Origin of the sequence: Streptomyces flavovariabilis, from assembly GCF_000725785.1 — a bacterium.
Classification (GTDB): domain Bacteria; phylum Actinomycetota; class Actinomycetes; order Streptomycetales; family Streptomycetaceae; genus Streptomyces; species Streptomyces hawaiiensis.
In genome coordinates, this window is the sequence record NZ_JNXD01000007.1 from 62,926 (window position 1) to 87,438 (window position 24,513).

The window sequence follows — 24,513 nt, forward strand, 5'->3', positions numbered from 1 at the left end:
CTCGACGAGCACTCGCTTCGCGAGCGCGCCTTGCACTCTCGGGGGTCGAGTGCTAATCATTGCGTTAGCACTCTGAAGGTGAGAGTGACAACGTAAGGACCGGGTCGGTGAGGCCCGCAGGCCTGGTGGGAAGGAACCACGAGGCAAGCGAGCCGTCCGTCGCGGGCGCGGGCGCGGTCCGAAGTAATCACCCCCAGTCCTGGAGGGACCACTTCACATGGCCAAGATCATCGCGTTCGACGAGGAGGCGCGGCGCGGCCTCGAGCGCGGCATGAACCAGCTCGCGGACGCCGTCAAGGTGACGCTCGGCCCCAAGGGCCGCAACGTCGTCCTCGAGAAGAAGTGGGGCGCGCCCACGATCACCAACGATGGTGTCTCCATCGCCAAGGAGATCGAGCTCGAGGACCCGTACGAGAAGATCGGCGCCGAGCTGGTCAAGGAAGTCGCCAAGAAGACGGACGACGTCGCCGGTGACGGTACGACCACCGCGACCGTTCTCGCCCAGGCCCTGGTCAAGGAGGGCCTGCGCAACGTAGCCGCCGGCGCCAACCCGATGGCCCTCAAGCGCGGTATCGAGCGTGCCGTCGAGGCCGTCTCCGCCGCCCTGCTGGAGCAGGCGAAGGACGTCGAGACCAAGGAGCAGATCGCCTCCACGGCCTCCATCTCCGCCGCCGACACCCAGATCGGCGAGCTCATCGCCGAGGCCATGGACAAGGTCGGCAAGGAAGGCGTCATCACCGTCGAGGAGTCCCAGACCTTCGGTCTGGAGCTTGAGCTCACCGAGGGTATGCGCTTCGACAAGGGCTACATCTCGGCGTACTTCGCCACCGACATGGAGCGTATGGAGGCCGTCCTCGACGACCCGTACATCCTGATCGCGAACTCCAAGATCTCCAACGTCAAGGACCTGCTCCCGCTCCTGGAGAAGGTCATGCAGTCGGGCAAGCCGCTGCTGATCATCGCCGAGGACGTCGAGGGCGAGGCCCTGTCGACCCTGGTCGTCAACAAGATCCGCGGCACCTTCAAGTCCGTCGCCGTCAAGGCCCCGGGCTTCGGCGACCGCCGCAAGGCGATGCTGCAGGACATCGGCATCCTCACCGGCGGCGAGGTGATCTCCGAGGAGGTCGGCCTCAAGCTGGAGAACGCCACGATCGACCTCCTGGGCAAGGCCCGCAAGGTCGTCATCACCAAGGACGAGACCACCATCGTCGACGGTGCCGGCTCCGCCGACCAGGTCCAGGGCCGGGTCAACCAGATCCGCGCCGAGATCGAGAACAGCGACTCGGACTACGACCGCGAGAAGCTCCAGGAGCGCCTGGCGAAGCTCGCCGGCGGTGTCGCGGTCATCAAGGCCGGTGCCGCCACCGAGGTGGAGCTCAAGGAGCGCAAGCACCGCATCGAGGACGCCGTGCGCAACGCCAAGGCGGCCGTCGAGGAGGGCATCGTCGCCGGTGGTGGCGTGGCCCTGCTCCAGGCCTCCACGGTCTTCGAGAAGCTGGACCTCGAGGGTGACGAGGCGACCGGCGCCAACGCCGTGAAGCTCGCGCTGGAGGCCCCGCTGAAGCAGATCGCCGTCAACGGTGGTCTCGAGGGCGGCGTCATCGTCGAGAAGGTGCGCAACCTGCCCGTCGGCCACGGCCTGAACGCCGCGACCGGTGAGTACGTCGACATGATCGCCGAGGGCATCATCGACCCGGCGAAGGTGACCCGTTCCGCGCTGCAGAACGCCGCCTCCATCGCCGCGCTGTTCCTCACCACCGAGGCCGTCATCGCCGACAAGCCGGAGAAGTCCGCCGCGCCTGCCGGTGGCGGCATGCCGGGCGGTGACATGGACTTCTGATCGACCTGAGGGTTGATCAACGTCCTTACCGAGGGCGGTACCTCCTGTTCCGGCAGGAGGTACCGCCCTCGGGCGTGTCCGGGGTGCGTGTCCGGGATCACAGCGGGGGTGGGATGGCCCGGACGGGACCGGATGGTTGAAGGTTATGTCCTATGCGTATGCACATACCTTCCGGTATCCGAAAGTGAGCCCCCACGTGACTGTCGCCGCCTCCGCTTCCCGCGCCGCCGAAATCCTGTCCCGGCCCGTAACGCTGGGCGGCCTGACCGTTCCGAACCGGATCGCGATGGCGCCGATGACCCGCATGTTCTCCCCGGGCGGTGTGCCCGGCGAGGACGTCGTCTCGTACTATGCGCGCCGCGCCGCCGCCGGAGTCGGCCTGATCGTCACCGAGGGCACCTACGTCGGCCACGACTCGGCCGGGCAGAGCGACCGCGTGCCGCGCTTCCACGGCGAGGAGCAGCTCGAGGGCTGGGCGAAGGTCGCCGAGGCGGTGCACGCCGCGGGCGGCACGATCGTGCCGCAGCTGTGGCACATCGGCATGGTCCGCAACCAGGGCGAGCCGCCCGTAGCCGACGCCCCGGCCGTCGGCCCCTCCGGTCTGCGCATCGGCGCGACGGAGCCCACCGGCAAGGCCATGACCCAGGCCGACATCGACGCCGTCATCGGCGCGTTCGCCGAGGCCGCGGCCGCCGCCGAGCGCATCGGCTTCGACGGTGTCGAACTGCACGGCGCCCACGGCTACCTGCTCGACCAGTTCCTCTGGGAGGGCACCAACCGCCGCACCGACGCCTACGGCGGCGACCGGGTCGCCCGCGCCAAGCTCTCGGAGGAGATCGTCGCGGCCGTCCGCGAGAGCGTCTCCGCCGACTTCCCCGTCATCTTCCGCTACTCCCAGTGGAAGCAGGAGGCCTACGACGCCCGCCTCGCCGAGACTCCGGAGGAGCTGGAGGCCATCCTGACCCCGCTGGCCGCCGCCGGCGTCGACGCCTTCCACGCCTCCACCCGCCGCTACTGGGTCCCCGAGTTCGACGACTCCGACCTCAACCTGGCCGGCTGGACCAAGAAGCTCACCGGCAAGCCCGCCATCACCGTCGGCTCGGTCGGCCTGAACGGAGGCGACTTCCTCAAGTCCTTCCAGGGCCACGGTGCCGAGGTCGGCGACCTCGACAACCTCCTCGACCGCTTCGAGCGCGACGAGTTCGAGATGGTCGCCGTCGGCCGCGCCCTGCTCCAGGACCCCGACTGGGCCCGCAAGGTGCTCGACGGCCACTTCGATGACCTGGCGCCGTACAACCCCGCGTCGCTGAAGACGCTCCACTGACCGTCGTCCCCTGAGGCTCTGGATCTGCTTGCGTCAGTCAAGGACACTGGCCGAGCGCCTGTTCACTCGCATTCGGTGAGGAGATCCAGATGACGACGACCGAGTCCCGCCCGTCGGCGGGCGGCCCTTCCGAGCCGCCCGCACCGGTGGTCCGCACGACCGCCGGTGCGGTCCGGGGCCGAAGGGAGGAGGGGCTCGCGGTCTTCCGCGGTGTCCCGTTCGCCGCACCCCCGGTGGGCGAGGCGCGCTTCATGGCGCCCCGCCCCGCCCGCCCTTGGGACGGCATACGGGACGCGTACACCTTCGGCCCGCCGCCCCCGCAGGACGTCGGCAACCTGGGCGGCCCGGGCCTGCTCGACGTGCCCGAGGGCGACGAGTGGCTCACGGTCAACGTCTGGACCCCCGAGACCGACCCGGCCGCCCGGCGCCCGGTGATGGTGTGGATCTACGGCGGCGCCTACAAGCTCGGCCACTCCGGCAGCCCCGGCTACGACGCCCGGCGCATCGCCGCCGACGGCGACGTGGTGGTCGTGTCCTTCAACTACCGCCTGGGCATGGAGGGTTTCGCGTTCATCGAGGGCGCGCCCGCCAACCGCGGACTGCTCGACCAGGTGGCCGCGCTGGAGTGGGTGCGGGACAACATCGAATCCTTCGGCGGCGACCCCGGGCAGGTCACGGTCTTCGGGGAGTCCGCGGGCGCGGGCTCGATCGCCTCGCTGCTCACCATGGAGCGCGCGGCCGGACTGTTCCGGCGGGCGATCGCCCAGAGCGTGCCGGGGACGTTCTTCTCCGACGCGCTGGCCCGTGACATCGGTACCGCCCTCGCCGCCGAGGTGGGCCTGCGCCCCACGGTAGCCGACCTCTCGACGGTCGATCCGCGCCGGCTGACGTCGGCGGGGGAGACGCTGAGCGCCAAGATGCTCCAGCGCGTCGACCGCTGGGGCCAGGCGGCGCCCACGGTCACGCCCTTCTCCCCGGTCGTCGACGGGGAGGTCCTGCCGACGAGCCCGTGGCAGGCGCTGGCGGCCGGATCGGCTCGGGACATCGACCTCCTCGTCGGCCACAACCGCGACGAGTACCGCCTGTTCATCGCCATGGCGGGCCGGCTGGGCCAGATCACGCAGGAGCGGGCGGCATCGGCCCTGCGCCTGTTCGCCCCCGGCGCCTCCGGTGAGGAGGCGTACCGCGCCGCCTTCCCCGATGCCTCCCCGGGCGAGCTCTACGAACGCGTCCAGACGGACTGGCTGTTCAGCATGCCCTCCCTGCACCTCGCCCAGGCCCACCGCGCGGGCGGCGGCAGCGCGCACGTCTACGAACTGACCTGGCCGGCCCCGGGCCTCGGCGGCGCGCTCGGCGCCTGCCACGGCCTGGACATCCCGCTGCTGTTCGGCACGTACGGGGCCGACCTGGGCGCTCTGCTGTTCGCGGGCGCGGAGCCGTCCGCCGAGGCGCTCTCGCTGTCGTCCCGCTTCCGCGCGTCCTGGACGTCCTTCGCGCGGTCGGGTGACCCGGGCTGGCCCGCGTACGACGACGCGGAGCGGCTGGTGCAGGTGCTGGACGCGCAGCCGGTGGTCACGGCGTACCCGGAGGAGCGGTCGCGGCGGCTGTGGGAGGGGCACGCGTTCCTGCCCCTGCCGCTGCTGTGAGCTCGATCTGCTACAGGTTGCCCATGGGCTCGATGTCCACCTTCACCGGCGTCCCCCACACCCGCAGCACCTCGTAGTCGGTGAACTCGTGCACCAGCCGGTACGCCATGGCGGCCCGGGGCGCGCGGCGCTGGGCGGCGATGAACAGCTCGGCCTCGCGGCGGTCCCGGCGCGGGGTACCGCACAGCTGCCAGGCCTGGCCGTTCCACAGCTCCGCCAGCCAGCGCTGCTGGGGCTGGGGGCGGTCACCGCGTACGCCGTAGCGGGACTGCACGGGGTCGGTCTGTGGCTGCTGCGGCGCGGGCCCGTTGAACTCGTTGCGGCGGGCCGCCCTGCGCCGGGTCTCGCACAGCAGGCACAGGTCGGGGGCGGCCTCGTCGACCGGGCCGTTCGGATGCTCGGGGCAGCGCGTGCTGGGCGCGGCGTTCGAGACGCTCTCCTCCAGCAGGTCCACCGCGCGCTTCAGGTCGGCCTTGACCTCGTGCAGCTTGGCGTCCGGGGTGTCGGAGGTGAGGGCTTCCCCGTGCTCACCGAGGAGACGGAGGGCACGGCCTAGGGCGGTGAGCTGGGCGTGGTTCATGGGTCCATTGTCCTCGGTCGGCGTGGTCGCCCGAGTCCTCGAGGGGCAGAGCGGTCATGTGCGTGCCTTCTCCCGGTCGTGATCCCGCGCCATGGCACGGCACGCTGCCGTCGCGGGGCGCGGAACCGGTGACCGGCGTGAGTGACGAGCCGTTCGCGCTGGTCGATCTGGGGCGGTGCGACGTACGGGTGTCCGAGCAACTTGCCGACGCCCTGGGCTCGTTGCCCGTTCGGGAGACGCTGCGGGCTCGCGTGCGGCAGGTCGACCGGGAGCCGAAGTCACGGTGACGTATTGGTGGCCGACGGGTGTACAACCATTCGTCCACGACTGCCGTCGAACAGGCGTATCGCGCGTACACACCGGCGTTCGCCCCACCGCACGCCAGCCCGGAAGACACGTCCTTTCCCAGAGAAAGCCTCTTCATGACGTTCCGTTGGTTGTGCGGTGTCCTGCGTGTGCGCGGGAAGACCGACCTTCTGCTTGTTCTCCTGTTCGCCGCCGGTTTCGCCGCATTGCCCGTCTTCGCGCTGCTCCCGTCGCTGTGGGGTTTCGTGGTCGCCTCGGCCGTGACGTACGTCGTGGACGAGGTGCTGCACACGCGTGCTCCCGCCTTCGTGCGGCGGCTGGCCGCGTTGCAGCTGACCCGGACGATGCGGTTCGCCGTGCGGACGGTGATGCTGCTCGCGCTGGCCGACCGGATGGACGCGCCGGGCGCGGTGCTGGTGGCCGCGCTGGCCGTGTTCAGCGCCCATATCAGCCTGGTGATCCTGTACACGGCGGTGCATCACGCCATCCGGCGGCGCCGCACGCTGCCGGTCGTGGTGCGCAACCTCGACATGAGCGGGGCGGGCATCCCGCAGTCGCCCCCCGCTCTCCTCTACCGGCGCTTCCTGCGCAAGCTGCTGCATCTCGACGTGCCCGCGCACGCGGGGCTGCTCGCCGCGCTCGCGGCCGGGGCGTGGCAGCCCGCGGGCATCGGCTTCGCCCTCACCGCAGGGCTCGCCGTCGCGGCCGTGGTGGCGCTGCTCGGGCAGTTGCGCCGGGCCCGCCGGATGCCGTCGGGCGACGAGGTGATCGCCGAGCTCAACCGGCAACTGGCCGGGTACCGGCCGGAGGTGGCGCTGTACTTCAGTTTCGCGGCCGTGTCCCGGGACTTCATGTACCAGGTCAACATGTGGATCGAGACGCTGGAGCGGCTCGACCGGCGGCCGTTGATCATCCTGCGGGAGCGGGCCTCGTTCCGTTACCTCGGCCGTACGTCGATCCCCGTCGTGTGCGTGCCGAAGGCCGACGACGTGGCGCAGCTGGAGCTGCCCGAGCTGCGGGTCGTCCTCTACCCGGGCAACGCGGGCAAGAACGTGCACATGCTGCGCGTCGCCGAGGCCAAGCACGTCTTCATCGGGCACGGCGACAGCGACAAGCTCGCCAGCAGCAACCGGGTGAGCAAGGTGTACGACGAGATCTGGGTGGCCGGGCGGGCCGGACGCGACCGCTACCAGCGGGTGCGGCACGCCATCAGCGACTCGGCGATCGTCGAGGTGGGCCGCCCGCAGCTGTCGTCGATCAGGCTGCACGCCGACCATGTGCCGGGGCCGCTGCCGACCGTGCTGTACGCGCCGACGTGGGAGGGCTGGAGCGACGACGACTGCCACACGTCCCTGATCCCGATGGGCGTGCCGCTGGTCGAGAAGCTGCTCGCGGAGAACGTGCGGGTCCTCTACAAACCGCATCCCCTCACCGGCAAGCGCTCCCGTGCGGCGGCCGAGGCGGACCGGGCGATCCGGGAACTGCTGCACGCCGACAACGAGCGACGGGACACCCGGGCGGGCCAGGCGGCCGAGACCATGACGGCCGCCGCCGGGCCGCGGCTCGCGGAGATCCAGGCGCGGCTCGGCGAGCTGTCCGGGCGGCTCGCCGGTGACGACGCCCAGCAGACGCGCGAGGCGCGGGTCACCGGCCTGGACGGGGAGGCCGAGTGGCACGAGCTGCGTGCCGAGTGGCACCGGCTCTTCCACGAGAGCCGGGGGCCGGTCCGGCATCAGGTGATCCTCAAGCAACTGCCCACGCTGTACGAGTGTTTCGACCAGGCCGACATCCTCGTCAGCGATGTCTCGTCGGTGGTCGCGGACTTCGTGGCGAGCCTCAAGCCCTACGTCCTGACCAACGCGAACGGCCTGACCGACGAGGCCTTCCGGGCCGCCTACACGACGGCCGGGGGTGCCTACCTCCTCGACCGGGACTGCACCCGGCTGCCGGAGATCCTCGACTCGGTGCGCGTGCCGGGGCACGACCCGATGGCGCCCGAGCGCCGGATTCTGAAGGAGTACGTCCTGGGCCCGGACCGCCCCACCTCGATGGAGCGGTTCAACGCGGCGGTCAACGTCCTGGCCGGCAAGGCCGCGGCCGAACAGGAGGAGCGGCACGCGGACGGGCAGGAGGTGGTCGTCCAGCTCACCGGCTGACCGGGGGACGCCGCCCGTTGTATATCGTGGCGGGCGCACTCGAACGGGCGACTGGCAGGGGGAACGCGGGACATGGGCGCGTCCGGGACGGTCGTGGCGGCCGACGGCACGGGTGGGACGGGGAGCTCGCGGCCGGGCCTGTCCGGCGGGCGCAAGGCGGTCGGTTCGGTGCTGTGGGCCGTGCTGGTGCCCGCCCTGCTGCTGCTCGGTTCCGCGATCGGGCAGTGGATGACCGGGCTCGGGGTGGTCGTCGTCCTGGCGGTGATCGCGGTTGCCGCGTGGGTCATCGGGGGTTCCTGGCACCGGGCCGGGGCGGCGACACTCGTCTCCTTCGGCGGCTTCGCGCTGATGCTGTTCGCCGGGCCCGCCGTGTACGACGGGTACATGAGGACCGTCGGAGAGCCCGTCGACGCCGTGGTGACCCAGGTGGCCGACCGGGACCAGCGGCGCGGGCCGGACATGTTCTGCTCGGTCCGGGAGCTCGGCGGGGACCGCAGGACGTACGAGGTGTCCCAGCGGGAGAACTGCTTCGGGCAGGCCGAGCCCGGCGACCGCGTCGAGATCCGGAAGGACCCGCTCGGGCTGCTCGAACCCCGGCTGCCCGATGGCCCCGACCAGCGGAACACCACGGAGATCACCCTCGCGGTCACCGCCGGACTGACGGTCCTCGTCGCCGCCGGCACCTTCTACGGTGGTCAGCGCCGCAGGGACCGGTAAGTCAGCCGGCCGCCGCCAGGGCCGCCCGCAGGTGCCCGTGGGCCTCCTCCAGCAGGCGCGCCGCCGTCGGGCCGTCGACGTCGGCCAGGATGGTGAGGATCGCGTGCTTCACCTCGCCGTCGGTGGCGGTCAGGGCCCGTTCGATGTCCTCGTCGGGGGCGCCGGTGGCGAGGGCGACGATGCGGTGGGAGCGGGCGCGGAGCTTGTCGTTCGACGCGCGGACGTCGACCATCAGGTTCCCGTAGGTCTTGCCCAGCCGGATCATCGTGATCGTCGAGAGCATGTTGAGGACGAGCTTCTGCGCCGTGCCGGCCTTCAGGCGGGTGGAGCCGGTGAGCAGTTCGGGGCCCACGACGATCTCGACGCCGTGGTCGGCGGCGGCCGCCAGCGGGCTGCCGGGGTTGCAGGCGAGCCCGATGGTGAGGGAGCGGCGGGCGCGGGCGTGTTCGACCGCGCCGATGGCGTACGGGGTGCGGCCGGAGGCGGAGATGCCGACCACCGTGTCGTCGGGGGTGAGGGCGAGGGACTCCAGGTCCGCCCGGGCCAGTTCCCGGGAGTCCTCGGCGCCCTCCACGGAGGTGATCACGGCGTCCCGGCCGCCCGCGATCAGGCCGACGACCCGGGCGGGGTCGGTGTTGAAGGTGGGCGGGCACTCGGAGGCGTCCAGGATGCCCAGCCGGCCCGCCGTGCCCGCGCCCGCGTACACCAGGCGGCCGCCCCGGGCCATCCGCTCCGCGACGGCGTCGATCGCGGCGGCGATCTGCGGGAGCCGGGCCGCGACCGCCCCGGCCACGGTGGCGTCCTCGCCGTTCATCAGCCGGGCGATGTCGAGGGTGGGCAGCCGGTCGATGTCCGCGAGTTCCGGCCGGAAGGCCTCGGTGGTCAGGGACTCCAACTCGGTCCTGAGGTCCCGGGGGCGGGAGGTGGAGGTCATGGACGGCTCTTTCCGTGTCTTTCCGGTGCTGGGCGGGGCGGCTGCCTCAGGAACGGTGCCGGTGGGCCAGCGCCTCGTACGAAGCCGACAGCGCCGGCGCCGCCTTCTCGTACGTCCGCTGCGCCACCCCCACGAACAGGCAGTCCACCACGAGCAGCTGACCGGTCCGGGACGACATCGCCGCCGGACGCAGCTCGCTCTCGCGTGCGGTGGACGTGGTGAGGACGTGGTCGGCGTACTGCGTGACCGGGCCGTTCGGGCGGCCGGTGATCGCCACCGTCGTCGCCCCGCGCTCGAAGGCGACCCGCAGCGGCTCGATGACGTCCCCCGTCGACCCGGAGTGGGTGACGGCGACCGCGACATCGCCCGCGCGCAGTTGCACGGCGTTGGTGACGGCGAGGTGCGGGTCGCTGTGGGCGTGCGCTATCAGCCCTATGCGCAGCAGCTTCTGCGTGAGGTCCTGGGCGACCAGGCCGGACGCCCCCACGCCGTACACATCGGTGCGGCGGGCCGTGGTCAGCGCGGTGACGGCCGCGCCCAGTTGGACGGTGTCGAGTCCGGCGGCGGTGTCGGCGAGGGTCTGCTGCTCGTCGTAGGCGAGCTTGGCGACCACGTCGGCGATCGGGTCGTCCACCGCGATGTCCGTCGTGATGGCCGGGGCGCGGCCCGACTGCTGGTGCGCGGCCAGGCCGGCGAGGGCCAGGCGCAGGTCCCGGTAGCCCGGATAGCCCAGCAGGCGGGCGGTGCGTACGACGGTCGCCTCGCTGGTGCCGGTGAGTTCGGCGAGGCCGGTGACCGTGAGGGCCGCGCAGCCGGCCGGGTCGCCCGCGACGGCCTCGGCGACGCGCTGCATGGAACGCGTCATCGACGGGCCCAGCGTGCGGACCTTGGCCGCCAGGGCGGCCGGGGCGGGTGGGGTGCCGCCCGCCCCCGAGGGCCCGCCGCGTTCGCCGGCGAAAATTTCCTTCACGTCTCGGGTCACGATTGAAAGATATTTTCGGCGCGGCGCCGGGGTCAAGAGTGCGCACAATGGGTGCATGGATCCCATCAGCCCCCTGGAGCAGGCGCTGCACGCCGCGCGCGCCCTTGTGCTGGCCGACCTCGTCGCGGGACGCGTCGCCGAGGCGGACGTCGTGTCCCTGGTCGAGGACTCCGTCACGCAGCGGCGATGGTGGGTCGAGCAGTGGCCCGAAGGCGCGCGGTACGTGGCCGGTCTGGTCGCGCAGGACGTACAGGACTCCCTGCTGGAGCGGTACGGCCGCTGGCCGCTGTGCCCGGTGTGCGGCACCGGCGAGCCGCACGCCCTCGACGTCGAACCGGAGTTGGGGCCCGACCCGCACTGGGTGTGCACCGAGGCGGGTGTGAAGGTCGCCGCGGTGGGATCGCTGAGCGAGGCCATCGGCGGGGCGTCCTCGTGAGGCCCGCGTGACGATCTACATCGACCCGCCGACCTGGCCCGGCCACGGCCGCCTGTGGTCCCACCTCGTCAGCGACGTCTCCTACGACGAGCTGCACGCCTTCGCAGCCCGCCTCGGCGTCCCCCGCCGGGCCTTCGAGCGCGACCACTACGACATCCCCGACCAGCGGTACGCCGACGTGGTGGCCGCCGGGGCCGTGGAGGTCAGCAGCCGCGAGGTGGTGCGGCTGCTGCACGGGGCGGGGCTGCGGCGGCCCAAAGGGCGCTATTCCTCGCGGGATTCGCGCAGCTCGTAGGTCAGGTGCTCGGGGTCCTCGGCGACCTGGGTGAACCCGGCCCGCACGAGCACGTTCCGCGAGGGCGCGTTGTCCCGCTCGACGTTCGCGACCACGGTCCGCACCTCGTCCCGGCCCAGTGCCCAGGACGACAGCGCGCGCAGCGCCTCGGTGGCATAGCCGTGCCCGCGGGCGCCCTCGACCAGGTCGTAGCCGATCTCGACCCGCCCCGCCTCGTCCGGGACGCTGTGGAAGCCCATGGCGCCGAGCGCCCGGCCGTCCGCACGCCCGACCAGCACGTACATGCCCCATTCCGGCCGGTGGACCCCGTCCTCGTACTGCTTGTACACCAGTCCGGCGCCGACCCGGGTGCCCTCCATCGGGCCGCCCTCGATCCACTCGAAGCCGCCGTCGCCGACCGTGGACAGATCGGTGGCCGCCGCCGGCGTGACGCCCTCCAGGGTGAGCCGCTCGGTCCCGATCACCAGGTTGTTGTTCCAGCGCCACCCGGTCACCTGGGCGCGGCCGGCCGGTTCGGCGCGGCCGGTGGCCCACAGCAGGGTCGGCCACGGGGTGGGGCCCGGCTGGACGTGCGGGAAGATCCGGGTGAGCACGAAGTCGCACAGCTCCGGCGCCGGTTCGTACGGCAGGCCCAGCCCCTCGGCCATGTCGTGCGTGTGCAGCAGCACCTCGGCCACGCCCATCGCGGCGAACCCCTCACGGTTCGCGCTGCGGAACGGGTACGGATGGAAGGCCCGTACCTCACGCGGGGTGGTGCGGAGGGCGGCGGCCAGCAGGGCGCCCGTCGCGCCGATCACCCGCACCGCACCCGCATTGTCGGTCCCCTCCTCCAGCGAGAGCTCGAACGGTGTGTACCCGTCCTGCTCCCGCCCCGCCAGCTGCCCCGCGTACGCGATGAGATCCTCGGCGATGTGCACCGCCGTCCTGCGGCAGTCCCACTCCAGCCGCCCGGCCCGTACCCCTTCCCAGTCCCGGTCGGCGACCGCCCTCAGCAGCTCCACGCACTCGGCGACGGCCTGCTCCACCTGTTCCGCTCCCGTTGTCCCCATGGTGGGCAGGCTACGAGGCGTCGTGGGACGGGAGCGACAGCATTTCCAGCTCGGCGGTCAGGTTGTGGCGGGCCGTCGCCTCCCACTTCGCCGCCGCGTACGGCGTCCTGAACAACCTCGGCAGGTCCAGGAGTTGGCGCAGGATCGCGGTGCGCCCCTCGCGGAAGGCGTCGTTCGGGACGAAGTGGTACTCCTCGCGGACGGCCGTCGTGTACGCGGCGTACGCCGACGGGGACGAGGCGAGGATCGCGAGGTCGGCGTCGCACAGGACCTGGCCGTCGGGGTCGTCGTCGGCGGGGTCGTGGGTGACGGTGAGGCGGACCAGGCGGGCCGCTTCGGCGGTCTTCGCCTCGGGAACGCCGGCTTCGGCGAGGGCCCGCTCGGCGAGGCGCGCCGAGCGCTCCTCGTTCTCGGAGCGGTCGGGCAGGTAGACCGCGTCGTGGAACCACGCGGCCAGCCGGACCACGTCCGGGTCGTGCGCGTACCGCTCCAGTTCGTCGACGCGGTCGAGGACCGCCGTGAGGTGCTCGACCGTGTGGTAACGGCGCTGGGGCTCCTGCCAGCGGCTGAGCAGGTTGCCTGCGTACGGCGCGGGGTCGGGGCCGCCGGCCGGGCCCCGGGCCGCTTCCAGGGTGCGGGCGAAGCGGGTGCGCAGGGAGTCGAGATCGGCCATGGGGGCATTCTCCCGCTGAGAGCCTTGTGGGATCTAGCGTGGTGGGCATGACGACTCCTGCTGATGTGCATGACGTACGGGACCCCGAGCAGCCCGGGCGGCTGCTGACGATCGAGCGTGACGCGCTGATCCCGCTGCTGCGGGGCCGGGCCGGGGAGGACTTCGCGCGGCCCGTCGCCGCGTGTCCGGGCTGGACGGTGCGGGACGTGCTCGCGCACTGCTCGGCCGCGCTGACACGGGTGGCGGAGGGCAGGTTCGAGAAGGGCGTGTTCTCGCCCGAGTCCAACGACCGGGACATCGCGGAGCGGGCCGGCTGGACCGACGCGCAGGTCGTCGACGAGCTGGAGCGGGGCATGGGCGCGGCCGGGCCCGTGATCGCCGGGGCCGGCGGGAAGCTGGACATTCTCGCCCTGGGGGAGTGGGTGCACGCCGGGGACGTCCGCGAGACCTTCGGGGAGCCCGGGGCGTACGGCGGGGCCGGGCTGCCGGACGCGCTCGCGCTGCTCGCCAGGATCACCCGCGAGCGGGGGCACGTACCGCTGCACGCCGACCTCGACGACCTGGACGAGCCGCTGCGGCTGGGGGAGAGCGGCGGGGAGCGGCCCCCGGGCCGTTTCATCGGGGACGGGCCGACGCTCGTACGGCTGTACACGGGGCGGCCGCTGGACGGGGTGCCGGCGTTCGAGCTGGCCGGGGTGGAGGCGAAGGAGCTGAACATCTTCGGCTGAGGCGTGGTTCCGGGGCACGGGCTCGGGGGCCGGGGGCTTGGGATCCGGCGGGAGTGGGCAGCGTAGTCTTGATTGGACTAGACCTGTCGCACCCGCCAGGCGTCCGAACGCCGACGCCACGCCGACGAAGGGGCCCCATGAGCAAGCGTGCAGTCCTGGAGGTGATCGCGCTCGGCGTCGAGGACGCGGTCGCCGCCCAGGCGGGAGGCGCGGACCGCCTCGAGCTGGTCACCGACATGGCGGCCGACGGGCTCACTCCGTCGGCCGCCACCGTTGCCGGGATCCGCCGGGCGGTCGACATCCCGCTGCGGGTGATGCTGCGGCCGGCCGGGGGCTTTGCGGCCGGGGACGTGGACCGGCTGGTGGGGATGGCGGGCGAGCTGCGGGAGGCCGGGGCCGAGGAGTTCGTGCTGGGGTTCCTCGAGGCGGGCGGTGTGGTCGATCTGGCGGCTGTGGAACGGGTCGTGGGGGTGCTGGACGGTTGCCCCTGGACGTTCCATCGCGCGATCGACCGGGCCGCGGACCGGGACGCCCTGCGCAAGCAGTTGGACGGGATGCCCGGGCTGGACACGTACCTGACGGCCGGGTCGGCGGACGGGGTCGATGACGGGTTGCCCGTGCTGCTCGCGGAGGCGGGGCGGGCGGGGGAGCCGGGGTATGAGCAGAGGCTGCTGGTCGGGGGTGGGCTGCGGCTCGATCATGTGCCGGTGCTGTTGGAGGCCGGGGTCGGCGGGTTTCACATCGGTGGGGCGGCTCGGCCGCGGGGGTGGGACGAGCCGGTGTCTGCCGAGGCTGTCGCGGAGTGGCGGGCTGCGGTGGACGGGTTCTGAGGGGTGCTCGGCGTGGGGCTGGGGCCGGGTGGGTCCGCAACCCGGCGGAGCGGGATGCCGCTGCGGGCATGCGTGCCGCCCCCAGCGGCACGCATGCCCGCAGCCAGGCGCGGTGCGCAGGCCCGCCGCTCAGGCGAGCAGTTGTGTCGGCAGTGGGGCCGTATGGGTCACCGTCAGGCCTGACACCGCCCTTGTCAGTGCCACGTACAGGCGTCGCAGGCCCGTCCGTTCGTCCGGTTCGCCGTCGACCACCGCCTGGGGTTCGTCCAGGACGACGTAGTCGTACTCCAGGCCCTTGGCGAGTGACGCGGGGACCAGGGTCAGGCGGGTGTCCTGGGTGGTCTCCTCGCCGGGGCCCAGATACGGGATGCCGGCCTCCGCCAGGGCCCCGGCCAGCTCGGGCACGCGGGCGTCCGCCGCGATGAGGCCCGTGGAACCCTCGTTGCGCAGCAGCTCGCGGCAGGCCCCGACCACGTCCTTCGTGCCGGAGACCGGCCGGACCTCGAAGTGGCCCGGGTTCTCGCGGATGGAGACCACCGGCGTGAGGCCCGGGGCGATGTACGGGAGCAGCCGGGAGGCGTAGGTGATGACGTCCGTCGGGACGCGGAAACCGGCCGTCAGCTCCTCCACCAGCGCGTCCGGCTTGCCCAGGTGGGTCAGCGCCTCCTGCCAGCCGCGGGTCGCCCACGGCGTGGTGCCCTGCGCCAGGTCGCCGAGGACGGTCGCGCTGCCGGTCGTGCAGCGGCGCCCGACCGCCCGGTACTGCATGGGGGAGAGGTCCTGCGCCTCGTCGAGGACGACGTGCCCGAGGGAGTGCGTGCGCTGGATCAGGTCGGTGGCCTCGTCGATCAGGACGGCGTCCGCGGGTGACCACTTGGCCGACTTCACACTGCGCGCCGGCTTCGCCCGGAGGATCGCCTTCTGCTCGTCCTCGTCGAGGATCCCCTCGGCGTGCACGGCCAGGAATTCCGGGTCCGACAGCAGGCGGAGCACGAGTTTCGCCGGGTCGACCGCCGGCCAGACCGCCTTGACCGCCGCCTTGACCGCGCTGTTGCGGGCCACCGCGTCCTGCACCCGGTCGTCCGGCGCCTCACCCGAGCGTTCCATCTGCACCAGCACCGCGTGCGCGATGCGCTGCGGCAGGGCCTCGCGGGCAGCGCCGTAGCGGATGTCGCGGTCGAGCAACTCGCGGACGAGCTCCTCCAGTTCGTACGCCGGGACCCGCCAGCGGCGGGAGCCGCGCACGACCACGACCGGCTCGGTGGGCATCGTGACGTGTGCGTAGAGGGCCCGGCGCAGCACCTGCGCCAGCCGGGCGTCGCCCTTGACGACGGCGGCGCGCGCGTCGTCGGTGCCCTTGATCTCGACGTGCGCGACGAGGTCGTCGACGGTGGCCTGCTGGACGGTCAACTCGCCCAGCGCGGGCAGGACCTGCTCGATGTAGTGCAGGAAGGACCGGTTCGGCCCGATGACCAGCGTGCCGGTGCGGGCGAGCCGCTCGCGGTGGGCGTAGAGGAGGTAGGCGACCCGGTGCAGGCCGACGGCGGTCTTCCCGGTGCCGGGGCCCCCTTGCACGCACACCGTGCCGGAGAGGCCGGAGCGGACGATCTCGTCCTGCTCCGGCTGGATCGTCGCGACGATGTCCCGCATCGGGCCGACACGCGGCCGCTCGATCTCCTGCTGGAGCAGCTTGCTGGTCCGGGCCGCCTCGGACGGGTCCGACAGGTGCTCGTCCTCGTACGCCGTGATGTCGCCGCGGGTGTAACCGAAGCGGCGGCGCAGCGCGACATCGAGCGGGTCCTTCTTGGAGGCCCGGTAGAACGGCTGCGACACCGGCGCGCGCCAGTCGATGACCATCGGGTCGCCGTCGTGATCGTGCACATGCCGCCGCCCGATGTAGAAGCGCTCCCCCTGCGCCCCCTCGGCCTGTTCACTCCCGGGGGCGTGCAGGTAGTCGAGCCGGCCGAAGAACAGCGGGGTGTCGCTGAGGTCGGCCAGGGCCTTGACGCGCTCCTCGATCTGGCGGGCCAGCACCTCGGCGTTGACCCAGTTCGCGGTGACGTCGCTGATGTCGAGGGCCTCGACGTCCTCACGCATGGCGCGCAGGGCGGAACGGGACGCGGAGAGGTGGGAGCGCTCACGCGAGAGCGGGTCGTCGACGGGCGTGGACAAGGGGGTGCCTCCGGAGGGACCGGCTGAAGAGTGGGCGGTGAGATGCCGGCCGGTTTCCGTCCGGTCGGCGGCGCTCCTCTGGGGAGGCGGGCAAGAGCGGAGATCTTAGAGGAGCGGGTGCGGCGGCCGCCAACGATTTTCTCGCCGCCTCGCCGCCTCGCCGCCCGGGCCCCTTCATCCCCTAGGGGACGAGCCCCTCCTCTCTGAGGGGCACAGATCGGCCCAGGGGCGTACACGGGCCGTCGTCAGGTTCGGTCCCGAGACCGACGCGGGCTTTACGGACGAAAACGCACCATGGAGACATGAGCGCAGCAACCATCCACCCCGCCCCGGCGCCGGGCCGCCCGCCCGGCGCCACCGCCGTGGCAGGCAGTCACCGCCACCGTCTCGGCGATGCCCTGCGCGCCGTCAAGGTCTTCGCGGGCGCCGCCTTCGACGTGGTCGTCCTCGGTCAGTACGGAGAGGAAGTCGGCGTGGTCCGCCACAAGTGAGCGGACCGGCCCCCGCCGAGCGCCGTCAGCTCTCCGCCAGCAGCTCGTCCGCGTCCATGATCCGGTACGCGTAGCCCTGCTCCGCCAGGAAGCGTTGCCGGTGTGCGGCGAAGTCCTGGTCGATGGTGTCCCGGGCGACCACCGAGTAGAAGTGCGCCTGGTGGCCGTCCGACTTGGGGCGCAGAACCCGGCCGAGGCGCTGGGCCTCCTCCTGCCGGGAGCCGAAGGTGCCCGAGACCTGGATCGCGACCGTCGCCTCCGGGAGGTCGATCGAGAAGTTCGCGACCTTGGACACGACGAGCACGCTGATCTCGCCCTCCCGGAAGGCGTCGAAGAGCTTCTCCCGCTGCGCGTTCGACGTCTCGCCCTTGATGACGGGCGCCCCGAGGTGCTCGCCCAGTTCGTCGAGCTGGTCGATGTACTGGCCGATGACGAGGATCTGCTGCCCGGCGAAGCGGCGGACGATCGCCTCCGTGACCTTCCGTTTGGTCGCGGTCGTCGCACAGAAGCGGTACTTCTCCTCCGTCTCGGCCGTGGCGTACGCGAGCCGCTCGGAGTCGGTGAGATTGACCCGGACCTCCACGCAGTCGGCGGGCGCGATGTAGCCCTGCGCCTCGATCTCCTTCCACGGCGCGTCGAACCGCTTGGGACCGATCAGGGAGAACACGTCCGACTCCCGGCCGTCCTCACGCACCAGGGTGGCGGTCAGGCCGAGCCGCCGCCGCGCCTGGAGGTCGGCGGTGAACTTGAAGACCGGAGCGGGCAGCAGGTGCACCTCGTCGTAGACGATCAGCCCCCAGTCCCGCGAGTCGAACAGCTCCAGGTGCGGGTAGACGCCCTTCCGCCGGGTCGTCAGCACCTGGTACGTGGCGATCGTGACGGGCCGGATCTCCTTCTTCGTCCCGCTGTACTCGCCGATCTCGTCCTCGGTGAGCGACGTCCGCTTCACCAGCTCGTGCTTCCACTGCCGGGCGGAGACCGTGTTCGTGACCAGGATCAGCGTCGTGGACTTGGCCTGCGCCATCGACCCGGCGCCGACCAGGGTCTTTCCGGCGCCGCAGGGCAGGACGACGACGCCCGAGCCGCCGTGCCAGAAGTTCTCGACGGCCTGCTTCTGGTACGGCCGCAGCGCCCAGCCGTCCTCGGCCAGCTCGATCTCGTGCGCCTCGCCGTCGACGTACCCGGCGAGGTCCTCGGCCGGCCAGCCCAGCTTGAGCAGCGTCTGCTTGATCTGCCCGCGCTCGGAGGGGTGCACGGCGACCGTGTCCGGGTCGATGCGGGCGCCGACCAGGGGCGCGACCCGCTTCGACCGCAGGATCTCCTCCAGCACCGGGCGGTCGGTGGTGGTCAGGACCAGCCCGTGCGCCGGATGCTTGGACAGGGTGAGACGGCCGTAGCGGTCCATCGTCTCGGCGATGTCCACCAGCAGCGCGTGCGGCACCGGGTAGCGGCTGTACTGCACGAGCGCGTCCACGACCTGCTCGGCGTCATGGCCCGCCGCGCGGGCGTTCCACAGGCCCAGCGGGGTCAGACGGTAGGTGTGGATGTGCTCCGGTGCCCGTTCCAGTTCCGCGAACGGGGCGATGGACCGGCGGCAGTCGTCGGCCTGCTCGTGGTCGACTTCCAGGAGCAGGGTCTTGTCGGACTGGACGATCAGCGGACCATTCACGCGCGGCACCCTTTCTGTGGCCGGACGGCTCGGACGGCTCGACAGTGCGACGCCTCGGCCAAACGTCCAGTGTGCCTGATCGACCGCGTCAGGTGGTGTGATCTGCGCGTCCGGTCGTACTGAATGCCTATTCATCCCAACGTGTGGTGTGAATTCAGTTTTTCCATCGCGGCCCCGAAGAATGGCGAAGGTGCAGAACCCGACGACCACCACACTCGGATACGCCCTGTTCGCCACCCGCTGGCTCCAGGCCCCGCTGTACTTCGGGCTGGTGGCCGCCCAGGGCGTCTACGTCTACAAGTTCTTCAAGGAGCTGTGGACCTTAATCCTCATGTGCGTGAGCGGGCACGCCACCGAGACGTACGTGATGCTCGCGGTGCTCAAGCTGGTCGACGTCGTCATGATCGCCAACCTGCTGATCATGGTGATCGTCGGCGGCTACGAGACGTTCGTCTCGCGCATCGGCCTCCAGGGCCACCGTGACCAGCCCGAATGGCTCTCACACGTCAACTCCAACGTGCTGAAGGTCAAGCTCGCCACGGCGATCGTGGGCATCTCCTCCGTGCACCTGCTCCAGATGTTCGTGGACGTCCACCACACGTCGCGGCACGCCCTGCTGTGGGGGACGGTGATCCACATGGCGTTCATCGCCTCGGCGGCGATCCTCGCCTACATGTCGGGCCCGATGGTCGCCCACACGGACCGCGGACACGCCGACCGCCCACCGACCGCACCTGCGCAGGCGCACCACCACGAAAGCCGGCCGCAGACGAAGGAGCCCGAGACGGCCCCGGCGGCTGCCGCGGTCGTCTCGCCGCGGCCCGACCCGGACGCCGACGCCGAGGCCCGGATCCGTGCCGCCGGCTTCCCGGCGCGCAAGGTGCTGGAGGACTTCGACCAGCAACACCCCCGGGACTTCGACCGGGAGGCCGTGGCCCGGCTCGGGAAGGCGGACTTCGTCACCGCCCGGCGCAACGTGGTCTTCGTCGGTCCGCCCGGCACCGGCAAGACTCATCTGGCCGTCGCCCTGGGCGTCCGCGCCTGCCAGGCCGGGCACCGGGTGCTGTTCGCGACCGCCGCCGAGTGGATCGCCCGGCTCGCAGACGCCCGGGCCGCCGGCCGGCTCGACGCGGAACTGACCGCTCTCGACGATCACCCCCTCCTGATCGTCGACGAGGTCGGCTACACGCCCTTCGACGCGGCCGCCGCGGGCCTGTTCTTCCAGCTCGTCGCGCACCGCTACGAACGGGCCTCGCTGATCGTGACCAGCGACCGCCCGCTCGGCCGCTGGGACGAGGTCCTCGGTCCGTCCGCCCCGGCGATGACGGACCGCCTCGCCCATCACGCCGAGATCGTGCGGCTGGACGGCGACAGCTACCGGACGCGCCGCGCTACATCAGCGTGGGCAGACTGACGTTCTGGACCAGCGGGCCTTCGATGGAGACCCCCTCGGTGACCAGCGGTTCCGCACCGGCGGCCGGCAGGGGCAGCGGCAGCGCGGGGGCCGCGGCGGCGGAGGGCGCGAGCACCCCCACGAGCGCGACGGCACAGAGAGCGACGGCGGGCAGGTTCTCACGCATGAGGACGGCAGGGCCTTTCACGGGCTGAGAGACGGGGGACACCGCACCGCGGGCCGGCCCGGGGACGCCTGGGCCGGCCCTAGGGGTGCGCGGGAGCGGATCAGATCTGCGGTGTCTCGAGGACGAGGCCGGCGACATCGATGCTCACCGCGGAGGCCGGGGTGGCCAGGCCTCCGAACGTCATCAGAGCCGCGGTGGCCAGGACGGCGGCGACTCGGCGGACAGCGCGCATGTGGGGGACTTCCTTTCGGCGAAGCTCACAGGACACCCGGTGGCTGCCCCCACGCGCACGACGTGATGCGGCACGCCCGGGAAGGTCGCCCGAGCGTGGGAATTCCCCGGCGTGGCGTGCATGAACGCCCGCCCGCACCCGAACGGGTGACACGGGCCGCGAGGGGCCGTCAGCCCGCGTCGTCGGCGAGCTCCGCGACCCCGGTGATCCGGTGCAGCGGATACGTGCGGACCTCGTCCGCGGTGTGGTCGTACGCCGTGACGAAGCCGCCCTCGACGCGGACGGGGGCGATGACCCGCTGGCTGGCGGCCCCCTCGGCGTTGACGTAGCCGATCCACAGCGCCTCGCCGGTCAGGACGGCGGCCTGCATGGTGGCGAGGGTCTCGGCGGCGCCGGTGCGGGGCAGCTCGCCGTCGACCGCCGGAGCCGCACCGGGCTTGCGCGGGGTGGTGGAGGCGAGGTCGCCGGCCCGGATGGCGCGCAGCGCGGCCGCGAGGAGGGTGTCGTCGGGGACCGGCGGGCCGTCCGGGACCGGCTCGGGAGCGGTGCGGGGCGGGGTGCGGTGGGCCAGGGCGCGGGTGATCAGCACATCGCCCTCGGCGGACTCGGCGGCCGGCGCGAACCCCATCACCCGCAGGCCCTCCAGCAGCCCCGACGGGTCGGCCTGCGCGGCCAGCACGGTGGGGGCCAGCCGGCGCAGCCCGAGCCCGGTGGCCCGCTTGTCGGCGAGGATCTCGTTGAGCACCGCGTCGTCGTCGCAGCGGACGTACGCCGACGCCGCGCCGACGCGCAGGTGCCCGTGCCGGCGGGCCACGTCGTCGATCAGGTACGTGAGCGGCTGCGGCACCGGCGTACGGGAGTGCGCGGCGAGGAAGGCGTGCAGGTCGGAGGCGGCCTGCCCGGCGTCCAGAGCCCGCCGCACCGAGCCGGGCGTGAACCGGTAGACGGTGGCCCCGCCCTTGGACTCGACGTCCGCCAGCACGCCCAGCATGTCCGCGAGGGGCCGCCGCAGGGGCCCGGGCGCCACCGCCGTCAGGTCGGCCTGGAGCAGCACGTGGTCCAGCGGCTCGGGCAGCAGCGGCGCGAGCAGCCGGGCCGCGGCGGCTGACGCGACGGCCTGTTCGGCGGCGGAGAGGGGAGCGAGCGGGGCGGGGCGGTGATGGTGGTGGACGGGCAGCTTGTCGCCCGGGCCGGAGGGTTCTGCTTCCGGGCCCGGGGCGGGAGCCGCGGGCGCGCCCAGCAGTACCCGGCCCTGGGCGGACAGCGCGCCCCGGCCCGTGACGCCCAGCAGCTCCGCCTCGGACAGGGCCCACTCGGCGAGCCGGCCGCGCAGATCGTCCTCGCGCCGGTCGCCGCGCAGAGGCCGCTCCCAGCGCAGCCGGGCCAGCACCGACCCGGCGGCCGGAGCGGCGCCCTCCGGCAGCCCGGCCAGCAGCGCCAGCAGCCGGTGCCGTACCTCGGGCGCGGCCGAGCGGTCCAGGCCCGGCCCGAGCGCCGACAACGTACGGTCCTTCGCGTCGCGCCCGCCCACCAGACCGGCCGTCCGGGTCGCCGCCAGCCACGCCGTTACCAGCCGCGACCAGCGCTCGGCGGCGGGCAGCTCGCGCCACTCGTCGTACGCCGGGGTCGCCGCGTACCGCTCGTCGGCCTCGCCGTCCGAGGCGATCAGGCCCGCCGCGTACGCCAGTTCCACCCAGAACGCGGCCACCGGCTCCGGCACGTCGAGCGCGACCGCGGTCCGTTTCAGGTCCCGCACGCTCAGCCCGCCGGCCCGCAGCACCGCGGGCCCGCCCTCGTCCCAGTCCTTCAGCAGCTCCTCGACGGTCGCGAGCGCGGTGTACGCCTGCCCGGCGGCGGTACTGTCCACAACCTGTGGACGGTGAACGGCGGCCGCCTCCACGACCGGCGGCACGGGCTCGGGTGTCCGGTGCGCCAGCCCCCGCCGCAGATGCAGGGCGACCTCGCGCGGCAGGACGACCGTCCCGGGCGCCGTCGGCAGCAGCAGCCCCCGGTCCAGCAGCCAGCGCAGCCGGGGCGCCGGATCGGCCGTGACCTGCCCGTACGGCGGCCCCCACACCAGGCGTTCCAGCACCTCGAGCGAGTCGGCCGGGGCGTCGGCGAGCAGCGCGGCCATCCCGGCCCGGTCCGTGAACAGCCCGGCCAGGGCGGTCACCGCGGAGACCGAGTCGTGCGTCGAGGCCAGCCCGGCGGCCGTGACGATCTCCTGGATCCGTCCCGGGGACATCCCGGCGGTGGCCTCCTGCACCGACGGGCCGAGCCCCGTCGGCGACGGGTGCTGCGGCGAGGGGGCCAGCAGCTCACGCGCCGTGCGCACCAGCCGCAGCCGGTCGTCGTCGCCCCACACCAACGCCTGCTCGCGCAGGACGTCCACGGCGTGCGGCAGGGCCTGGACGACGGCCGGGTCGGCGTCGTCCCCGGCCATGAGCCCGAGCAGTTCGCCGTACGCCGCCGGGTCCGCCGCCACGGCCAGCGCCTCCGCCGTCTGCAGCGCGAACCGGTCCAGCCGCTCCAGGGCCCGCACGACCGAGGCACGGGTGCCCGCGCGGGTCGCGAGCTGGGTGAGGTCGGTGGGGACGGGCGTGATGAGATCCGGGCGGCTGCGCAGGAGCGCGCCCAGCGCGGCATCGCCCCGCGCGCGGAGCGCTTCCGCGAGGGAGCGGGGGGCCGGGGGCCTGTCCTCGGTGCTCATCCGGTCCACGGTAGCGGGTCGCCCGCGGCGGGCGGGCCGACTGTGCGCGGCCTCGCCCCCCGAACGCGGGACGGGCTTTTGGCCGCCCGGCAGGTCCTCGCGGTACCGTCGTCCGACGGCGTCACGCAACGCACCCGCCCCGGAGGGGACTTCGTGGGGATTGAGAGCGACCAGGTCGTTTACGAGTATCTGAGCCGCGTCGGCGACGTGGCCCAGCAGCGGCAGTTGTCGTCGGCCACCCGTATGCGCCTGGTCGCGGACCTGCGCAACGAGATCGACAAGCGCCGCGCGAAGGCCACCGTCGACTCGCCCGCCGCCGTCCGCCGCATCCTGTCCCGTCTGGGCAGCCCCGACGACGTCGTGACCGCGGCGGCGGGCGGCACGACCGGTGAGCCGTCCAGCGCCGCTGCCGCCCCCGCCTCCGTGCCCGTACAGCGCGAGGCCGAGCCGGAGCAGCGGGCGAAGAGCGTCATGCGGCGCGTCGTACCGCGTCCCCGCCCCGCGCGGCCCGCCGAGGAGCCGCGCCCCGCGTCCTTGGACGGTCCGGCCCCGCCGCATCTGGCCGCCGGGCACGAGCTCGGCGACACCGCGGTCCAGCCGGACTGGTGGCGGGTGGACAGCAGCCCCTTCGGCGTGGGCGACGAGGTGCCGGGATTCGTGGGCGGCGTGGAGCTGCCGGACCTCCTGAGGCCCCCGGCGCAGCGGAAGGCGGAGAAGGAGCAGCCGGCGGCCGAGGAGACGGAGCCGGTCGCCGAGGCGGCCGAGGTGGCCGAGGTGGCCGGGAAGGGGAGCCGCCGCCGTCTCCCGCGCCTGCCGGCCGCGAGCTGGAGCAACCCGCTCCTCCTGATCGCCGCCGGGCTCCTCGTCGCCGGCGCCGTGCTCGGCAACTGGTTCGTCCTCCTGGTGGGCTGGCTCATCGCCTACGCCTCCCGTCGCCTGACCCAGGCCGAGACGAAGTGGGCCGTCGTGATCCTGCCGAGCCTCTCCGTGGCGGGTGGCCTGGTGTGGTTGTGGGGCCGGATGAACGGCCGCTGGGGCACCCCGATCGCCGAGGGCCAGATGAACGCCGCGGTGGCGGAGACCTGGCCGTGGGTGGTCAGGGGCGCGGCGGTGGCGTCGGCGCTGTTCCTGGTGTGGCGTTCACAGCGCTCGCGCTAGCCGGT

The 24,513-nt window shown here is 72.9% G+C and carries 23 protein-coding genes; 13 read left to right on the forward strand and 10 right to left on the reverse strand.

Annotated features, from left to right (window positions below; all coding sequences use genetic code 11):
• Positions 1-217 precede the first annotated feature (217 nt).
• The 3 genes from groL to IO24_RS0114850 all read left to right on the forward strand — a co-directional run bounded on the left by groL (position 218) and on the right by IO24_RS0114850 (position 4,810).
• Positions 218-1,840, forward strand: coding sequence for a chaperonin GroEL (groL, locus tag IO24_RS0114840; protein ID WP_031135859.1), 1,623 nt, complete (start codon positions 218-220; stop codon positions 1,838-1,840).
• 196 nt (positions 1,841-2,036) lie between these two features.
• Entirely contained in the window at positions 2,037-3,164 is a 1,128-nt protein-coding gene (locus tag IO24_RS0114845; protein ID WP_031135861.1) for an NADH:flavin oxidoreductase, read from the forward strand.
• Positions 3,165-3,253: 89 nt separating this feature from the next.
• Positions 3,254-4,810, forward strand: a complete 1,557-nt coding sequence (locus IO24_RS0114850; protein ID WP_031135863.1) for a carboxylesterase/lipase family protein — start codon at positions 3,254-3,256, stop codon at positions 4,808-4,810.
• A 10-nt stretch (positions 4,811-4,820) separates the two neighbouring features.
• On the opposite strand, the gene IO24_RS0114855 is transcribed toward IO24_RS0114850, so the two are convergent.
• Positions 4,821-5,390, reverse strand: a complete 570-nt coding sequence (locus IO24_RS0114855; RefSeq protein ID WP_031135865.1) for a hypothetical protein — start codon at positions 5,388-5,390, stop codon at positions 4,821-4,823.
• Between the two features lie 137 nt (positions 5,391-5,527).
• Here IO24_RS0114855 and IO24_RS42970 point away from each other — a divergent pair, with 137 nt between their 5' ends.
• From IO24_RS42970 to IO24_RS0114870, 3 genes are all read left to right on the forward strand, one after another.
• Positions 5,528-5,677 carry a hypothetical protein gene (locus IO24_RS42970; RefSeq protein WP_167551611.1) on the forward strand — a complete coding sequence of 50 codons (150 nt, stop codon included), beginning with the start codon at positions 5,528-5,530 and terminating at the stop codon, positions 5,675-5,677.
• Between the two features lie 135 nt (positions 5,678-5,812).
• Positions 5,813-7,852: a membrane protein gene (locus tag IO24_RS0114865; RefSeq protein ID WP_045296175.1), complete on the forward strand. Its 2,040-nt coding sequence runs from the start codon at positions 5,813-5,815 to the stop codon at positions 7,850-7,852.
• Positions 7,853-7,924: 72 nt separating this feature from the next.
• Positions 7,925-8,569: a hypothetical protein gene (locus IO24_RS0114870; protein WP_031135869.1), complete on the forward strand. Its 645-nt coding sequence runs from the start codon at positions 7,925-7,927 to the stop codon at positions 8,567-8,569.
• A 1-nt stretch (position 8,570) separates the two neighbouring features.
• Here IO24_RS0114870 and murQ read toward each other — a convergent pair whose 3' ends face one another.
• Complete coding sequence (murQ, locus tag IO24_RS0114875) at positions 8,571-9,503, reverse strand: N-acetylmuramic acid 6-phosphate etherase (RefSeq protein WP_031135871.1); 933 nt, start codon at positions 9,501-9,503, stop codon at positions 8,571-8,573.
• 46 nt (positions 9,504-9,549) lie between these two features.
• Complete coding sequence (locus IO24_RS0114880; protein ID WP_031135873.1) at positions 9,550-10,485, reverse strand: MurR/RpiR family transcriptional regulator; 936 nt, start codon at positions 10,483-10,485, stop codon at positions 9,550-9,552.
• A 55-nt stretch (positions 10,486-10,540) separates the two neighbouring features.
• On the opposite strand from IO24_RS0114880, the gene IO24_RS0114885 reads away from it, so the two are divergent.
• Entirely contained in the window at positions 10,541-10,921 is a 381-nt protein-coding gene (locus IO24_RS0114885) for a hypothetical protein (protein ID WP_031135874.1), read from the forward strand.
• 7 nt (positions 10,922-10,928) lie between these two features.
• Positions 10,929-11,216: a DUF4031 domain-containing protein gene (locus IO24_RS0114890; protein WP_031135875.1), complete on the forward strand. Its 288-nt coding sequence runs from the start codon at positions 10,929-10,931 to the stop codon at positions 11,214-11,216.
• Here IO24_RS0114890 and IO24_RS0114895 read toward each other — a convergent pair.
• Together IO24_RS0114895 and IO24_RS0114900 are read right to left on the reverse strand one after the other, a co-directional pair.
• Entirely contained in the window at positions 11,186-12,241 is a 1,056-nt protein-coding gene (locus tag IO24_RS0114895) for a GNAT family N-acetyltransferase (protein ID WP_031135878.1), read from the reverse strand. The genes IO24_RS0114890 and IO24_RS0114895 overlap by 31 nt on opposite strands.
• Positions 12,242-12,275: 34 nt before the next feature.
• Positions 12,276-12,938, reverse strand: a complete 663-nt coding sequence (locus IO24_RS0114900; protein WP_031135880.1) for an HD domain-containing protein — start codon at positions 12,936-12,938, stop codon at positions 12,276-12,278.
• Between the two features lie 47 nt (positions 12,939-12,985).
• Between IO24_RS0114900 and IO24_RS0114905 the strand changes: the two genes are divergently transcribed.
• Positions 12,986-13,666 (forward strand): maleylpyruvate isomerase family mycothiol-dependent enzyme, encoded by a 681-nt coding sequence (locus IO24_RS0114905; RefSeq protein ID WP_031135882.1) that lies wholly within the window; start codon positions 12,986-12,988, stop codon positions 13,664-13,666.
• A 137-nt stretch (positions 13,667-13,803) separates the two neighbouring features.
• Positions 13,804-14,496 (forward strand): copper homeostasis protein CutC, encoded by a 693-nt coding sequence (locus IO24_RS0114910; protein ID WP_031135884.1) that lies wholly within the window; start codon positions 13,804-13,806, stop codon positions 14,494-14,496.
• Between the two features lie 129 nt (positions 14,497-14,625).
• Here the strand turns inward: IO24_RS0114910 and IO24_RS0114915 are convergent, their stop codons facing one another.
• Complete coding sequence (locus tag IO24_RS0114915) at positions 14,626-16,668, reverse strand: HelD family protein (protein WP_031135886.1); 2,043 nt, start codon at positions 16,666-16,668, stop codon at positions 14,626-14,628.
• 302 nt (positions 16,669-16,970) lie between these two features.
• Here IO24_RS0114915 and IO24_RS0114920 point away from each other — a divergent pair, with 302 nt between their 5' ends.
• Entirely contained in the window at positions 16,971-17,159 is a 189-nt protein-coding gene (locus tag IO24_RS0114920; RefSeq protein ID WP_031135889.1) for a hypothetical protein, read from the forward strand.
• Between the two features lie 25 nt (positions 17,160-17,184).
• On the opposite strand, the gene IO24_RS0114925 is transcribed toward IO24_RS0114920, so the two are convergent.
• Positions 17,185-18,828, reverse strand: a complete 1,644-nt coding sequence (locus IO24_RS0114925; RefSeq protein WP_031135891.1) for a DNA repair helicase XPB — start codon at positions 18,826-18,828, stop codon at positions 17,185-17,187.
• Between the two features lie 181 nt (positions 18,829-19,009).
• On the opposite strand from IO24_RS0114925, the gene istB reads away from it, so the two are divergent.
• Positions 19,010-20,242, forward strand: coding sequence for an IS21-like element helper ATPase IstB (gene istB, locus IO24_RS0114930; RefSeq protein WP_107062959.1), 1,233 nt, complete (start codon positions 19,010-19,012; stop codon positions 20,240-20,242).
• Here the strand turns inward: istB and IO24_RS0114935 are convergent.
• The 3 genes from IO24_RS0114935 to IO24_RS0114945 form a co-directional block, all read right to left on the reverse strand.
• The gene (locus IO24_RS0114935) at positions 20,220-20,408 is read right to left on the reverse strand and encodes a hypothetical protein (protein WP_031135893.1); all 189 of its coding nucleotides are present in this window, start codon (positions 20,406-20,408) and stop codon (positions 20,220-20,222) included. The genes istB and IO24_RS0114935 overlap by 23 nt on opposite strands.
• 100 nt (positions 20,409-20,508) lie before the next feature.
• A complete protein-coding gene (locus tag IO24_RS47155) occupies positions 20,509-20,640 on the reverse strand; it encodes a hypothetical protein (protein WP_267886819.1) in 132 nt (43 codons plus the stop codon).
• Between the two features lie 169 nt (positions 20,641-20,809).
• The gene (locus IO24_RS0114945) at positions 20,810-23,350 is read right to left on the reverse strand and encodes a helicase C-terminal domain-containing protein (protein ID WP_031135895.1); all 2,541 of its coding nucleotides are present in this window, start codon (positions 23,348-23,350) and stop codon (positions 20,810-20,812) included.
• 153 nt (positions 23,351-23,503) lie between these two features.
• On the opposite strand from IO24_RS0114945, the gene IO24_RS0114950 reads away from it, so the two are divergent.
• Positions 23,504-24,508 carry a membrane protein gene (locus IO24_RS0114950; protein ID WP_031135897.1) on the forward strand — a complete coding sequence of 335 codons (1,005 nt, stop codon included), beginning with the start codon at positions 23,504-23,506 and terminating at the stop codon, positions 24,506-24,508.
• The last annotated feature ends 5 nt before the right edge of the window (positions 24,509-24,513 follow it).